The sequence below is a fragment of the Parasedimentitalea marina genome, from assembly GCF_004006175.1.
In the GTDB taxonomy this organism is placed as follows: domain Bacteria; phylum Pseudomonadota; class Alphaproteobacteria; order Rhodobacterales; family Rhodobacteraceae; genus Parasedimentitalea; species Parasedimentitalea marina.
On record NZ_CP033219.1, the window covers coordinates 319,575 to 333,001 of the forward strand.

Below are 13,427 nucleotides of genomic sequence, written 5' to 3' on the forward strand. Positions count from 1 at the left end.
CCCATAGAGTTTTGAGAGAATTATGGAACTATTTCCGACCGGTTCGCGACCGTCCAAGTTAGGCGACCCCAATTGGTTTACAGGCCAGGTATGGTTGGAGCCGATCCTCGCAGCGCCTGCGCCCTCTAGAAACCGATCTGTCCGGGAAAAGTTTGAGCCACGCGCCCGGACCGCTTGGCATAGTCATCCGTTGGGGCAGGTTTTGTATGTGGTCGCAGGGACTGGTCTAATTGGCACCCGGGATGCTGCGCCGCAGATCTTGCGCGCTGGTGACACGATTTGGATTCCCCCGGGGCAGGAGCACTGGCATGGTGCCGTGCCTGACTCCATTCTGGATCTTATTTCCATACAAGAAGCTGAAAGCGGCTTTGTGACCACTTGGATGGCACATGTATCTGATGAGGAGTATCAGGCGCCCCCACTTGAGGCAAAGCCCCAGGGGTGAGCGGGGCTTCCGGGGATTTTTCCAGCGTAAATGTCTTACCCACTGGCGCACTCACCGACTGCGCGCAATTGCAATGGGATCACTTGCTGTCACTTTTATGTCTATCAGTCCCGTTGGCCCGGTGGCGGCCGTTTTCGAGCTGTCTTGCCAGATGCGCCAGTTGACGGATTTCACCCCAACGCTCATCTTGTACCATCTTGGTGGGGGCCACCCAGCTGCCACCAACACAGGCAACATTTGGCAGGGCCAAATAGTCCTTGGCGCTGTCTTGTGAGATGCCGCCTGTTGGGCAGAAATGAACCTGAGACAGTGGGCCGCCAAACGATTGCAGGGCGGCTGCACCGCCCGTTGCTGCGGCCGGAAAGAATTTCATCAGGTCAAAACCGCGATCAATAAGCTGCATAATCTCTGTGGCACTGGCAGCGCCGGGCAGCAATGGCAGGCCAAGGTCTTCGCAGCAGTCAATTAAGGGATGCGTTGCACCGGGAGACACTGCGAACGTGGCACCGGCTCGGTGGGCTTCTCTGGCATTGTTGGGATTTAAGACAGTGCCTGCACCTATCGTAACACCCGGCACCCGGGCCATGAGCGATATGGCCTGCAGTGCTGCCGGGGTCCGTAGTGTTACTTCCAATACTGGCAGCCCGCCTGCAACCAATGCCTCGGCCAGCGGCACGGCATGGGCCAGATCAGTAATTGTCAGCACTGGGATGACCGGGGCCTGGTGACAAAGCATATGCATGGAGGGTGGCGTGCGGGCATTGTTCTTTGCGCCGGGCGGGGTCATGACCTTCCCTCAGGGAATAGGGGCGGCCGCCGCCCCGTTTGGAAGCAGGCAGCACGGTGGGCTGACCTGGTTGCCCATGCGTGAAGTGGCGGCGGCATACCTGCGCACGTGGCCTTCGCTCCGTGGCAACACGATAAATTCCGAGGATCTGGTGTCTGCGCCAATTGCGTCATGTTTATGTTCGCCTTTGATTCAGGAGCTAGGGCAAGCGAGCGAAAGGTAAATGCCTGATGATAACAGGGTCGGGTATATGCACGGGGCTAGGCATGGGGATGGACCGTTCTAATCGGTTATCCGCATGGGTTTGTTGCTGCTTCGGCTGCCCACGGTTCGCGCTGCGTCCTCTGGTCGGGTTCGTCGCCAGGGCGTCTAGACGGTGCCTACTTATCCTATGTCTCCGATTTCGGTTGTTGGTCACTGGAGTTGGGGTGTTGTGATTCCCGGGTTTGTTAGTGTCTGTCCGGTACCATTCCACAAGATCTGGTGGTGTTCTGTTTGTTTCAGAATTTTGGCGGTGGTTTTGGTTGGGGTAGCGCCATCAAGTTCGGCGATGATCTGAACTAATGCCTTGTTTTCAAGTGTAAATTGCTTGATTTGTGAAAAAGGTGAGTTTTCGTTGATTTATGGGTTGCGGGTTTGTTGTGATATCCCTAGAACCCCCCTTACCGGCGGCGCTGAGGTGTTGTTGGGGACGCGGTGGAGAGACACTGGGACGCTTCGGAGAGACGGGGAATGGAGGAGAGGGTTAAAGCGGGCGCGCTGAGAGATTGGCGCATCTGTTTGATTTTTGTCTCTGGGATCTAATGATCTAGGACCTTTGGTCTGTTTGCTCTTTGAAAATTTATATATCTGAAGAGATATGTGGGCGGTTTGGTTCATTCGATGGATCAACCTGTGCATATATCAACGCTGGTAGGGATTGTATGTAAATGCGGTACCGATGACCAGTGTCAGCTTCACTGTTTGGACGGCTTTTGTTTCTTTGGAAACTTGAGCACAACCAAACGGTTAAACTGTCCCATTTGAACAATGGGACGATATGTGCAGAGGTTCGACGTCAAGGATAGCATTGCAAGATGCTTTCAACTTGAGAGTTTGATCCTGGCTCAGAACGAACGCTGGCGGCAGGCCTAACACATGCAAGTCGAGCGCACTCTCAACCTTCGGGCGGGGAGCGAGCGGCGGACGGGTTAGTAACGCGTGGGAATGTACCCTTCACTAAGGAATAGCCTCTGGAAACGGAGAGTAATACCTTATACGCCCTTCGGGGAAAGATTTATCGGTGAAGGATCAGCCCGCGTAAGATTAGATAGTTGGTGGGGTAATGGCCTACCAAGTCTACGATCTTTAGCTGGTTTTAGAGGATGATCAGCAACACTGGGACTGAGACACGGCCCAGACTCCTACGGGAGGCAGCAGTGGGAATCTTGGACAATGGGCGCAAGCCTGATCCAGCCATGCCGCGTGTGTGATGAAGGCCTTAGGGTCGTAAAGCACTTTCGCTAGAGATGATAATGACAGTATCTAGTAAAGAAGTCCCGGCTAACTCCGTGCCAGCAGCCGCGGTAATACGGAGGGACTAGCGTTGTTCGGAATTACTGGGCGTAAAGCGTACGTAGGCGGATCAGAAAGTATGGGGTGAAATCCCAGGGCTCAACCCTGGAACTGCCTCATAAACTCCTGGTCTAGAGTTCGAGAGAGGTGAGTGGAATTCCGAGTGTAGAGGTGAAATTCGTAGATATTCGGAGGAACACCAGTGGCGAAGGCGGCTCACTGGCTCGATACTGACGCTGAGGTACGAAAGTGTGGGGAGCAAACAGGATTAGATACCCTGGTAGTCCACACCGTAAACGATGAATGCCAGTCGTCGGGTAGCATGCTATTCGGTGACACACCTAACGGATTAAGCATTCCGCCTGGGGAGTACGGTCGCAAGATTAAAACTCAAAGGAATTGACGGGGGCCCGCACAAGCGGTGGAGCATGTGGTTTAATTCGAAGCAACGCGCAGAACCTTACCAACCCTTGACATCCTAGGACAACCTGAGAGATCAGGCCTTCCTTCGGGACCTAGTGACAGGTGCTGCATGGCTGTCGTCAGCTCGTGTCGTGAGATGTTCGGTTAAGTCCGGCAACGAGCGCAACCCACATCCTTAGTTGCCAGCAGTTCGGCTGGGCACTCTAAGGAAACTGCCCGTGATAAGCGGGAGGAAGGTGTGGATGACGTCAAGTCCTCATGGCCCTTACGGGTTGGGCTACACACGTGCTACAATGGCAGTGACAATGGGTTAATCCCAAAAACTGTCTCAGTTCGGATTGGGGTCTGCAACTCGACCCCATGAAGTCGGAATCGCTAGTAATCGCGTAACAGCATGACGCGGTGAATACGTTCCCGGGCCTTGTACACACCGCCCGTCACACCATGGGAGTTGGGTCTACCCGAAGGCCGTGCGCCAACCTAGCAATAGGAGGCAGCGGACCACGGTGGGTTCAGCGACTGGGGTGAAGTCGTAACAAGGTAGCCGTAGGGGAACCTGCGGCTGGATCACCTCCTTTCTAAGGATGTTTCTAGCCAGATCAGCTTGCTGATCTCATGAAACACTTAGCAGATCTCCTCTTCTCACGAAGGGGCGCCCGAAATGGGTGAATGATCATAGAGACGCAAGTCTCAGTCTGGGATCGCAAGATCTTAGGCAGAGCCAGGCCGTCCTCATATCTCTTCAGACAACCGAGCCCTGATCTCAGGGTTCAGCAAGGGCCTTAGCTCAGCTGGGAGAGCGCCTGATTTGCATTCAGGAGGTCAGGAGTTCGATCCTCCTAGGCTCCACCAAGCATTGGCCCTTGTGATAACCACCACGGGTCGGCCCTGTCGGCAGATTTGCTTTGCAAATCGCCTGTCGGCAACGCGGTTTTGCGATGCAAAACCCGCTGGGTCGGTAGCTCAGGTGGTTAGAGCGCACGCCTGATAAGCGTGAGGTCGGAGGTTCAAGTCCTCCTCGACCCACCACTTCTTCTTTGCCTTCGGCAAAACGAAGAAGAACAACACCTCCTCTTGGCGGCAAGCGGCAGGGTATCTTACGCAGTAAGATGTCCCGAGAGCGGCTCACAGGATTAGGTATCGATTAGATCGAACAGCAGTTTTAGAACTTCTGTTCCGTCCAATCGGACGGTGCGAACGCGCATTCTCTTCGAGAATACGCTACATCGCATTCCGGACACTTCCTTCGGAAGTACCGGGAATTGACATCGTTTAGAGAGATACAATCAACAATACTGTTGGTCGCCCGAGTAAGGGATTGACCTCAGATTGGTGCTGATCTTCTTCGGAAGTGAAGCGAGCTTGTGAATACGTCTGTTTCCTCGGACGTCCATGAGTATGCCAGCCTGAAACGACGGTGTTGTCCAAGTCAAGTAAACTAACCCGAACACGTCTTCAGCCGCTTCCCGCACGGATAGTGGTTGCATACGGGACGTGTTCAAATTGTTCGCATCATACGTGGTGCGAGCGGGAAAGTATGCTTTTGATCCCAGGGATATGTGGGAACAGTTTCTTACCAGCTTCTGTTCTTCGATCGATTGGTTGGTTCTGCGGTCGCAAGGCGGTAGGACAAATAACCAGTCTTTCTATTTCTGGATCAAATCAAGCGCGAAAAGGGCGTTTGGTGAATGCCTTGGCAGTAAGAGGCGATGAAAGACGTGATACTCTGCGATAAGTCATGGGGAGCTGAGAATAAGCTTTGATCCATGAATTTCTGAATGGGGCAACCCACCTGATACTTTGTTATTATTATACTCTTCTGACCGTTCTGCGGTGGGACGAACCAGCTTGCTGGTGAGACTCGCCAAGGGCGAGCACGGAGTGTTCTTAATAATAAGGTAAACCAGGTATTTTTAACCTGAATACATAGGGTTAAAAGGCAAACCCGGGGAACTGAAACATCTAAGTACCCGGAGGAAAGGAAATCAATATGATACTCCCCTAGTAGCGGCGAGCGAACGGGGACCAGCCGAGCCAGATGAGTGAGAAGAACATGTTGGGAAGCATGACCATAGCGGGTGATAGTCCCGTATTCTAAGCTTTGATGGACGTATTAAGTAGGGCGGAACACGTGAAATTCTGTCTGAAGATCGGAGGACCACCTTCGAAGGCTAAGTACTCCTTACTGACCGATAGTGAACCAGTACCGTGAGGGAAAGGTGAAAAGCACCCCGACGAGGGGAGTGAAACAGTACCTGAAACCGAACGCCTACAATCAGTTGGAGGGTCCTTGCGGCCTGACAGCGTACCTTTGTATAATGGGTCATCGACTTGGTCTCACAAGCAAGCTTAAGCCGTTAGGTGTAGGCGCAGCGAAAGCGAAGTCTTAATAGGGCGAATGAGTTTGTGGGATCAGACCCGAAACCGAGTGATCTAGGCATGGCCAGGTTGAAGGTGCAGTAACATGCACTGGAGGACCGAACCCACATCTGTTGAAAAAGATCGGGATGAGCTGTGCCTAGGGGTGAAAGGCCAATCAAACTCGGAGATAGCTGGTTCTCTGCGAAATCTATTTAGGTAGAGCGTCGTCCGAATACCCCGGGGGTAGAGCACTGGATGGGCAATGGGGCATACAGCCTTACTGACCCTAACCAAACTCCGAATACCCGGGAGTACTAGACGGCAGACACACTGCGGATGCTAACGTCCGTAGTGAAGAGGGAAACAACCCTGACCTCCGGCTAAGGCCCCTAATTCATGGCTAAGTGGGAAAGCAGGTGGGACGACCAAAACAACCAGGAGGTTGGCTTAGAAGCAGCCATCCTTTAAAGATAGCGTAACAGCTCACTGGTCTAATTAAGTTGTCCTGCGGCGAAGATGTAACGGGGCTCAAGCCATGAGCCGAAGCCGAGGATGCACATAGTGCATGGTAGCAGAGCGTAGTGTGACATAGATCCTATCCTCTTTAGTGTCCCCGGACCAGTTCCGTGTGGCACCTTGGAGGACCGGATCTTTCGATGAAGCCGGGGCGTGAGCCATCTGGTGGAGAGATCACTAGTGAGAATGATGACATGAGTAGCGACAAAGAGTGTGAGAGACACTCTCGCCGAAAATCCAAGGGTTCCTGCTTAAAGCTAATCTGAGCAGGGTAAGCCGACCCCTAAGGCGAGGCCGAAAGGCGTAGTCGATGGGAACCAGGTTAATATTCCTGGGCCAGGAAGTGGTGACGGATCTCGAAGGTAGTTCATCCTTATTGGATTGAATGGGCTGCTGAGAGGTCCCTGGAAATAGCCCTTCCATGAGATCGTACCCTAAACCGACACAGGTGGATAGGTAGAGAATACCAAGGCGCTTGAGAGAACTATGTTGAAGGAACTCGGCAAAATACCTCCGTAAGTTCGCGAGAAGGAGGCCCGGTTTCTACGCAAGTGGGAGCTGGGGCACAAACCAGGGGTGGCGACTGTTTATTAAAACACAGGGCTCTGCGAAGTCGTAAGACGACGTATAGGGTCTGACGCCTGCCCGGTGCCTGAAGGTTAAAAGGAGGGTGAGAGCTCTGAATTGAAGCCCAGGTAAACGGCGGCCGTAACTATAACGGTCCTAAGGTAGCGAAATTCCTTGTCGGGTAAGTTCCGACCTGCACGAATGGCGTAACGACTTCCCCGCTGTCTCCAACATAGACTCAGCGAAATTGAATTGCCTGTCAAGATGCAGGCTTCCCGCGGTTAGACGGAAAGACCCCGTGCACCTTTACTACAGCTTCACATTGGCATTAGGCCGAGCATGTGCAGGATAGGTGGTGGGCTTCGAAACCAAAACGCTAGTTTTGGTGGAGCCTCCCTTGAGATACCACCCTTGCTCTGCTTGATGTCTAACCGCGGTCCATTATCTGGATCCGGGACCCTGTGTGGCGGGTAGTTTGACTGGGGCGGTCGCCTCCTAAAGCGTAACGGAGGCGCGCGAAGGTTGGCTCAGACCGGTCGGAAATCGGTCGTTGAGTGCAATGGCAGAAGCCAGCCTGACTGCGAGACTGACAAGTCGAGCAGAGACGAAAGTCGGTCATAGTGATCCGGTGGTCCCGAGTGGAAGGGCCATCGCTCAACGGATAAAAGGTACGCCGGGGATAACAGGCTGATACTGCCCAAGAGTCCATATCGACGGCAGTGTTTGGCACCTCGATGTCGGCTCATCTCATCCTGGGGCTGGAGCAGGTCCCAAGGGTACGGCTGTTCGCCGTTTAAAGAGGTACGTGAGCTGGGTTTAGAACGTCGTGAGACAGTTCGGTCCCTATCTGCCGTGGGTGTAGGATACTTGAGAGGAGTTGCCCCTAGTACGAGAGGACCGGGGTGAACGAACCACTGGTGGACCAGTTGTCGTGCCAACGGCAGTGCTGGGTAGCTATGTTCGGACAGGATAACCGCTGAAGGCATCTAAGCGGGAAGCCCCCCTCAAAACAAGGTATCCCTGAGGGCCGAGGTAGACCACCTCGTCGATAGGCCAGAGATGTAAGCGTGGTAACACGTTCAGTTGACTGGTACTAATTGCCCGATAGGCTTGATTTGATCCAGTAATAGACAGACTGACTATGTCAGACTTAAGTGAACGACAATCAAAGCATACATTCCAACCGTATTCGAAACGAAATCGAATACGTATCAGACGAACTGACTTGAATAACATGTTGATGTGGGAACGCGCCTTTGCTTCGCAAAGACACTGTCTCCCACTCGCCGTGATTTGCCATGCAAACACGGCGTGTATCTCAAATCGAGGATTTTCCTCGGTTTGGTGGTCATAGCGCAAGTGAAACACCCGGTCCCATCCCGAACCCGGAAGTTAAGCACTGTTGCGCCGATGGTACTGCATCTTAAGGTGTGGGAGAGTAGGGCACCGCCAAACCTAGAAAAATCCTCAAACAACGATAAATATTAAATATAACCGGTTACAAACCCTGTCGCGGGATGGAGCAGCCCGGTAGCTCGTCAGGCTCATAACCTGAAGGTCGCAGGTTCAAATCCTGCTCCCGCAACCAAATTCAAGATCGCAACAGCCCGTTCGACCTACAAACAGTCCCCCGGACTGTTTGATTAACGGTCTCACCTCATCAGGCTCATAACCTGAAGGTCGTAGGTTCAAATCCTACTCCCGCAACCAACTTAAAACAACGATACCACATCTTACGCCCCGCTCCAGCGGGGCTGTTTGCATTTGGACCCAACCACTGAAAGCTCAGACAACAAAACAACGGCAGTCGGCTCCAACAACAAAACACCGCGCGGATGCCGTCAGAGGACCTGCAGTGGAAACCTCCAGTCACTCCCCCGTCGCGGCCTGATCAAGACCACCAAGGTGAACCAAATCCAGAAATCGATCCGCGTGCAATGCATGCAAGCTCCAGCCCATTGTGGTCATTGGCGCCATTACAATGGCTTAGCGCGGCAGATTACTAAAGGGGCAGACGTCATCTTCAAATGGCACATGCCGTCGCCGGAATGTTGCGCCTGTAACGGTTTCTGGTTTGATGATCCGATCCATACGAAAATGCCGGAAGTCATCACGTGCAGAATCCCAAGCCACCAAATACCACAATGGTGCCAGGATTAGCATGGCTTGGGGTTCCACCTCGCGGCGCGTTTCGCGTCCTTGTGCGTCGCTGTATCGAAATCGGAGATGGACCTTTTGAAGAAACGCTCTCTCGAAAGCCGGAAGAAGTGCGGGATCAATCGGCCCGATGTCTGACACATCCTGCTGCGGCGACAGTTGACCAATATGCAAACACTCAAGGAAACGGCGCAGATCGCGTACTTTGTCTTGCGGCAGGGCTTTCTCGATCTTGAGAAGACCGGAATCTGCGAGGTCAGAAAAAGGCAAATTCTGAGCCGCTCTCATTGCCGCGACACTGATGAGAAGCGCGAAAACCTCGGCAACTGTTAATCGCGTAGTGGTCAATACCGATTGAGGGTCAAGTTGTACGCCGCCGCCGGGGCCGCTTTCGGAGTGGATAACAAAGCCCTGATCACGCAGCGCACAGATATCGCGCAGGACCGTCCGCCTTGATGCTCCGACCGCCTCAGCCAAAGTACTGATCGTCGAAGTTCCGTTGCGGCGAAGGCTGCGTACAATGGCATCATGGCGGAGACGAATGTTCATTTTTCTTATTTGCGTTATTTGGTGACAGAAAATGGCACCATTTATTTCTAAGCGGTTCTCATACATGTCAACAAGGAGAATCTGACAATGAAACGCGCACCTGTAAACCCTTGGAATTGGTCCCTGGGCCTTGGTTACAATCAGGCAGAAGTGATCACTGACACGTCACGTCAGTTGATTTGTGCAGGTCAAACTGCTGTCGATGCCGAGGGCAATCCACAGCATGCCGGCGATATGCGAGGTCAAATCGGCCTGGCGCTTGATAACCTGGAGGCTGTGTTGGCTGGTGCGGATATGAACTTGAGCAATATAATCCGGCTTGGAGTTTTTACCACAGACGTGGATGAGGCGTTAAAGAACTTCGACCTGCTTGCTATGCGCTTTGGGCCGATCCAGTGTGCCCCGCCGATGACGTTGCTTGGCGTGACCCGGCTTGCAATTCCGGGTTTGCTGTTCGAAATCGAAGCCACAGCCGCAGAGTAATATGTTCCACGAGATGAAGCGGTCATTCAAAATACTAGTCAGCATGGCCGCTTTGTCCACATCCCAAGCATCAAGGCAAATCACCACGATGTAAACGAAGGTCAGCTATGTTGGGACAATAATCGTGTCTCAAATTTTGTGCGCTAGCACTGGCACCTTAGCCTGGGTTGATCCCGGTGCAGAGCGGGCCTTGGAGCATGAAATATTGGGGCCATCTTAACCGTACATTCGCCAATCGGCAGGCTATGGGTCATTGTGTGTCTTCGGTGAACCAAGTGTGGGTATCCGCTTTGATCGCCTCGATATGGACCAATATTCGTGACAGGTGCTCCGTCATTGCCTGCTCCACCGCATCAGCATCGTTCGAGGTCAGTGCGGTGAAAATCTTTATATGGTCATCAAGCGCCAGTTTTTGTGACGCGGCATTCAGCGTCAGCATGCGAACACGGTCCATGTGGGCCTTGTTTTCGTGGATCAGGTTCCAGACATATCCTACGCCAGACTGCACGCAGATTTCACGGTGAAACGCATCATCCAGAGCGTGGAACTTATCTCTGTCTTTTTCCGCTATAGCCGCCTTTTGATCTTCGATAAGCGCGGCAAGTGCTGCAAGACCGTCTGCGTCCAATGAGTCTGCGGCTGTACGGGATGTTTTCACCTCAAGTGCGGTGCGAATAAACCGAGCTCGCAAAACCGCATTTTCTGAAATCAGGCTTACAGTCGTGCTGCTTTGGGGGCGAATGTAGAGAAACCCAAGTTTGGCAAGACGTTTGAATGCTTCGCGCACCGGTTGGCGGGAGACACCCATTTGCTTGGCGACCTCGGCCTCTGAAATTTTGGTACTGGGGGGGAGTTTTAATGAAAGAATTCGTTGGCTTAACGCATCAAAGATCTGGTCAGCAACGCTTGGCGTCGTGGCTTGCCGAATGACTGGCAGTGGCAGGTCTTCATCGTGTGTCTTAGGTGCATTTGCCACAGAATTTTTCATTCCCAGTGTCCCTCTATCCTGCATGACATTACATTTATTTGAGAAAGTCGCAACTGGGTTATTAGTTGACATGTTGTTTCTGAGATCCTAGGATATCAGTTGAGTTGCCAGACACAGAATGGTGTCGGGGTAAGTATTGAGGAAGAAACTTTGATGGCTTTGCTGGACGAAAATCGCCTGTTTCCAACAGATCCAACAGTGCGTGATTTGGCGCGCGTGCTATTCCAAAGCGTAAAGCAGCTGCCGATTGTCAGTCCTCACGGTCACACCGACCCGCGCTGGTTTGCTGAAAACCAAAACTTCTCCAATCCGACCGACTTGTTTGTGACGCCGGACCACTATGTTTTCCGGATGTTGCATTCCCAGGGTATCGCGCTGAGTGCCCTTGGTGTGCCACGCGCTGACGGTGGCGCAACCGAGCAAGACAAACGTAAAATTTGGCGTCTGTTCGCAGAGAACTTCTATCTGTTCAGGGGGACGCCGTCGCGCCTTTGGATCGATCATGCATTTCAAGAGGTGTTCGGCATAACCGCGCGCTTGTCGCTGGAAACTGCGGATATGATCTATGATCAGATAGCCGACTGTCTGAAACAAGACGCGTTTCGTCCACGTGCTTTGTTCAAGCGTTTCAATATTGAGGCAATTTCTACAACCGAAAGCGCGATAGACGACCTGCGTTGGCACAAAATGATCCGTGATAGCGGCTGGGACGGCAATGTTATCACCTCATACCGCCCTGATGCGGTTGTTGATCCTGAATTTGAGGGATTTACCAACAACGTACAGATCATGGGCGAAATGACGGATGAGGACACCACGACCTGGATTGGGTACATAGCTGCACATCGTAAGCGGCGCGCATTTTTCAAAACACTGGGTGCGACTTCAAGCGACCACGGTCATCCATCTGCGCGCACTGAGGATCTTCCGCAAGCCGAGGCCGCGGCGTTGTTCTCCAAAGCATTGCAGGGCAAATGCAGCGCAGACGAAGCCGACCGTTTTCGCGCACATATGTTGACGGAAATGGCACGGATGAGCATTGACGACGGGCTGGTTATGCAGATCCATCCCGGCGCATTCCGCAATCATTCCGATGATATTGCAGCTCAGTTCGGGCGCGACAAAGGCTATGACATCCCGACGCGCACCGATTACGTGGCCGCGCTGCGTCCACTACTGAACGCGGTTGGCGGGCGGTCGGACCTGACAATCATCGTGTTTACCATGGACGAGACAAGCTATTCGCGCGAATTGGCACCGCTTGCGGGGGTTTACCCCGCGCTGAAACTGGGACCGCCGTGGTGGTTCCACGACAGCTATGAGGGCATGCTCCGGTTTCGCGAAATGGCAACTGAAACTGCAGGTTTTTACAACACCGTCGGCTTTAATGACGACACTCGCGCCTTTTGCTCGATCCCGGCCCGCCATAATGTGGCGCGCCGTGTGGATTGCTCGTTTCTCGCCACATTGGTCGCCACCGGACGATTGCATGAGGATGAGGCATTCGAGGTCGCACAAGACCTTGCATATCGGCTTGCCAAACAAGCCTATCGGCTCTGAGAGCCATTTCCAGGGAGGAAAACAATGACTTACGTAAAAACTATAGGGGCGGCTTTGCTCGCCAGTGTTGCGCTGGCCTCGGCTGCTGCGGCATCTTGCGAGATCACGCTGCGCTCATCGGACACCCATCCGGATGGGTATCCCACCGTTGCGGCCGTGAACGCCATGGGTGAGATGCTGAAAGAGCGCTCGGACGGCCGGTTGTGCATCGAAGTGTTCCACTCTGCCCAGTTGGGTGAGGAAAAAGACACCATTGAGCAAACCCAGTTTGGTGTGATCGACATGAACCGTGTCTCGTTGGGACCGTTCAACAACATCATCGAAGAAACCCAAGTGCCGTCGCTGCCCTATATCTTCCGGTCGGTAGGGCACATGAACAAGGTTATGGACGGCCCTGTTGGCCAGCAAATTCTGGACGCGTTCAGTGATCATGATTTGGTGGGCTTGGCGTTCTATGACGGCGGCTCGCGCAGTTTTTATAATTCCGAAAAGCCGATTGCCTCGATCGATGATCTGGCTGGGATGAAGTTCCGCGTGATGCAGTCAGACATGTTTGTCGACATGGTCAGCGCGCTGGGTGCCAATGCCACGCCGATGCCCTATGGCGAAGTGTATTCGTCCATTCAGACGGGTGTTATCGACGGCGCCGAAAACAACTGGCCATCTTATGACAGCTCTGGTCACTTTGAGGTCGCGAAATACTACACGCTTGATCAGCACTTGATCGTGCCCGAAGTACTGGTGATGGCGAAGTCGTCGTTCGACAAGCTGAGCGTTGAAGATCAGGCGCTGGTCCGTCAGGCCGCGCGCGATTCTGTTCCGGTCATGCGGGACCTTTGGATTGCACGTGAGCAGACTTCCGAAGCCCGCGTACGTGAGGCTGGGGTCGAAATCATCACGGATATCGACAAAACACCGTTCATCGAAGCAATGGTTCCGGTCTATGAAAAATACGTCACTTCGACGGTTCTTCAGCAAATGGTCGCTGACATTCAAGCCACCAACTAAAGTGAACTGGCCTGTTCCTTTTGGTGCAG

The 13,427-nt window shown here is 53.2% G+C and carries 7 protein-coding genes, 2 tRNA genes and 3 rRNA genes; 9 read left to right on the plus strand and 3 right to left on the minus strand.

Features of this window, described 5'->3' with window-relative positions; translation table 11 throughout:
- The first annotated feature begins 22 nt into the window (after window positions 1–22).
- Window positions 23–445, plus strand: coding sequence for a (R)-mandelonitrile lyase (locus EBB79_RS01675; protein WP_127747177.1), 423 nt, complete (start codon window positions 23–25; stop codon window positions 443–445).
- A 79-nt stretch (window positions 446–524) separates the two neighbouring features.
- On the opposite strand, the gene eda is transcribed toward EBB79_RS01675, so the two are convergent.
- Window positions 525–1,232, minus strand: coding sequence for a bifunctional 4-hydroxy-2-oxoglutarate aldolase/2-dehydro-3-deoxy-phosphogluconate aldolase (gene eda, locus EBB79_RS01680; RefSeq protein WP_127747178.1), 708 nt, complete (start codon window positions 1,230–1,232; stop codon window positions 525–527).
- Window positions 1,233–2,315: 1,083 nt separating this feature from the next.
- Here eda and EBB79_RS01685 point away from each other — a divergent pair.
- The 5 genes from EBB79_RS01685 (at window position 2,316) to EBB79_RS01710 (ending at window position 8,241) form a co-directional block, all read left to right on the plus strand.
- Window positions 2,316–3,787, plus strand: a 16S ribosomal RNA gene (locus EBB79_RS01685).
- A gap of 374 nt (window positions 3,788–4,161) precedes the next feature.
- A tRNA-Ile gene (locus EBB79_RS01695) sits at window positions 4,162–4,238 on the plus strand.
- 631 nt (window positions 4,239–4,869) lie between these two features.
- A 23S ribosomal RNA gene (locus EBB79_RS01700) occupies window positions 4,870–7,771 on the plus strand.
- Between the two features lie 222 nt (window positions 7,772–7,993).
- Window positions 7,994–8,108: ribosomal RNA gene (gene rrf / locus EBB79_RS01705) — 5S ribosomal RNA — on the plus strand.
- Together the 16S, 23S and 5S rRNA genes with 2 tRNA genes alongside form the textbook arrangement of a ribosomal RNA operon.
- Before the next feature lie 56 nt (window positions 8,109–8,164).
- Window positions 8,165–8,241, plus strand: a tRNA-Met gene (locus tag EBB79_RS01710).
- Between the two features lie 398 nt (window positions 8,242–8,639).
- On the opposite strand, the gene EBB79_RS01720 is transcribed toward EBB79_RS01710, so the two are convergent.
- On the minus strand, window positions 8,640–9,359 hold the full coding sequence (locus EBB79_RS01720) for a helix-turn-helix transcriptional regulator (RefSeq protein ID WP_127750834.1): 720 nt from the start codon (window positions 9,357–9,359) through the stop codon (window positions 8,640–8,642).
- Between the two features lie 87 nt (window positions 9,360–9,446).
- On the opposite strand from EBB79_RS01720, the gene EBB79_RS01725 reads away from it, so the two are divergent.
- Window positions 9,447–9,842 (plus strand): RidA family protein, encoded by a 396-nt coding sequence (locus EBB79_RS01725; RefSeq protein WP_127747179.1) that lies wholly within the window; start codon window positions 9,447–9,449, stop codon window positions 9,840–9,842.
- A gap of 250 nt (window positions 9,843–10,092) precedes the next feature.
- On the opposite strand, the gene EBB79_RS01730 is transcribed toward EBB79_RS01725, so the two are convergent.
- On the minus strand, window positions 10,093–10,830 hold the full coding sequence (locus tag EBB79_RS01730; RefSeq protein ID WP_127747180.1) for a GntR family transcriptional regulator: 738 nt from the start codon (window positions 10,828–10,830) through the stop codon (window positions 10,093–10,095).
- A gap of 153 nt (window positions 10,831–10,983) precedes the next feature.
- Between EBB79_RS01730 and uxaC the strand changes: the two genes are divergently transcribed.
- Together uxaC and EBB79_RS01740 are read left to right on the plus strand one after the other, a co-directional pair.
- Entirely contained in the window at window positions 10,984–12,390 is a 1,407-nt protein-coding gene (gene uxaC / locus EBB79_RS01735) for a glucuronate isomerase (protein WP_127747181.1), read from the plus strand.
- 24 nt (window positions 12,391–12,414) lie between these two features.
- Window positions 12,415–13,398: a TRAP transporter substrate-binding protein gene (locus tag EBB79_RS01740; RefSeq protein WP_127747182.1), complete on the plus strand. Its 984-nt coding sequence runs from the start codon at window positions 12,415–12,417 to the stop codon at window positions 13,396–13,398.
- Window positions 13,399–13,427: the final 29 nt, after the last annotated feature.

Coding starts and splice junctions, on each gene's coding strand:
- EBB79_RS01730 (WP_127747180.1), bottom strand. CDS start 10,830: ATGAAAAATTCTGTGGCAAATGCACCTAAGACACACGATGAAGACCTG.
- EBB79_RS01675 (WP_127747177.1), top strand. CDS start 23: ATGGAACTATTTCCGACCGGTTCGCGACCGTCCAAGTTAGGCGACCCC.
- uxaC (WP_127747181.1), top strand. CDS start 10,984: ATGGCTTTGCTGGACGAAAATCGCCTGTTTCCAACAGATCCAACAGTG.
- EBB79_RS01725 (WP_127747179.1), top strand. CDS start 9,447: ATGAAACGCGCACCTGTAAACCCTTGGAATTGGTCCCTGGGCCTTGGT.
- eda (WP_127747178.1), bottom strand. CDS start 1,232: ATGACCCCGCCCGGCGCAAAGAACAATGCCCGCACGCCACCCTCCATG.
- EBB79_RS01720 (WP_127750834.1), bottom strand. CDS start 9,359: ATGAACATTCGTCTCCGCCATGATGCCATTGTACGCAGCCTTCGCCGC.
- EBB79_RS01740 (WP_127747182.1), top strand. CDS start 12,415: ATGACTTACGTAAAAACTATAGGGGCGGCTTTGCTCGCCAGTGTTGCG.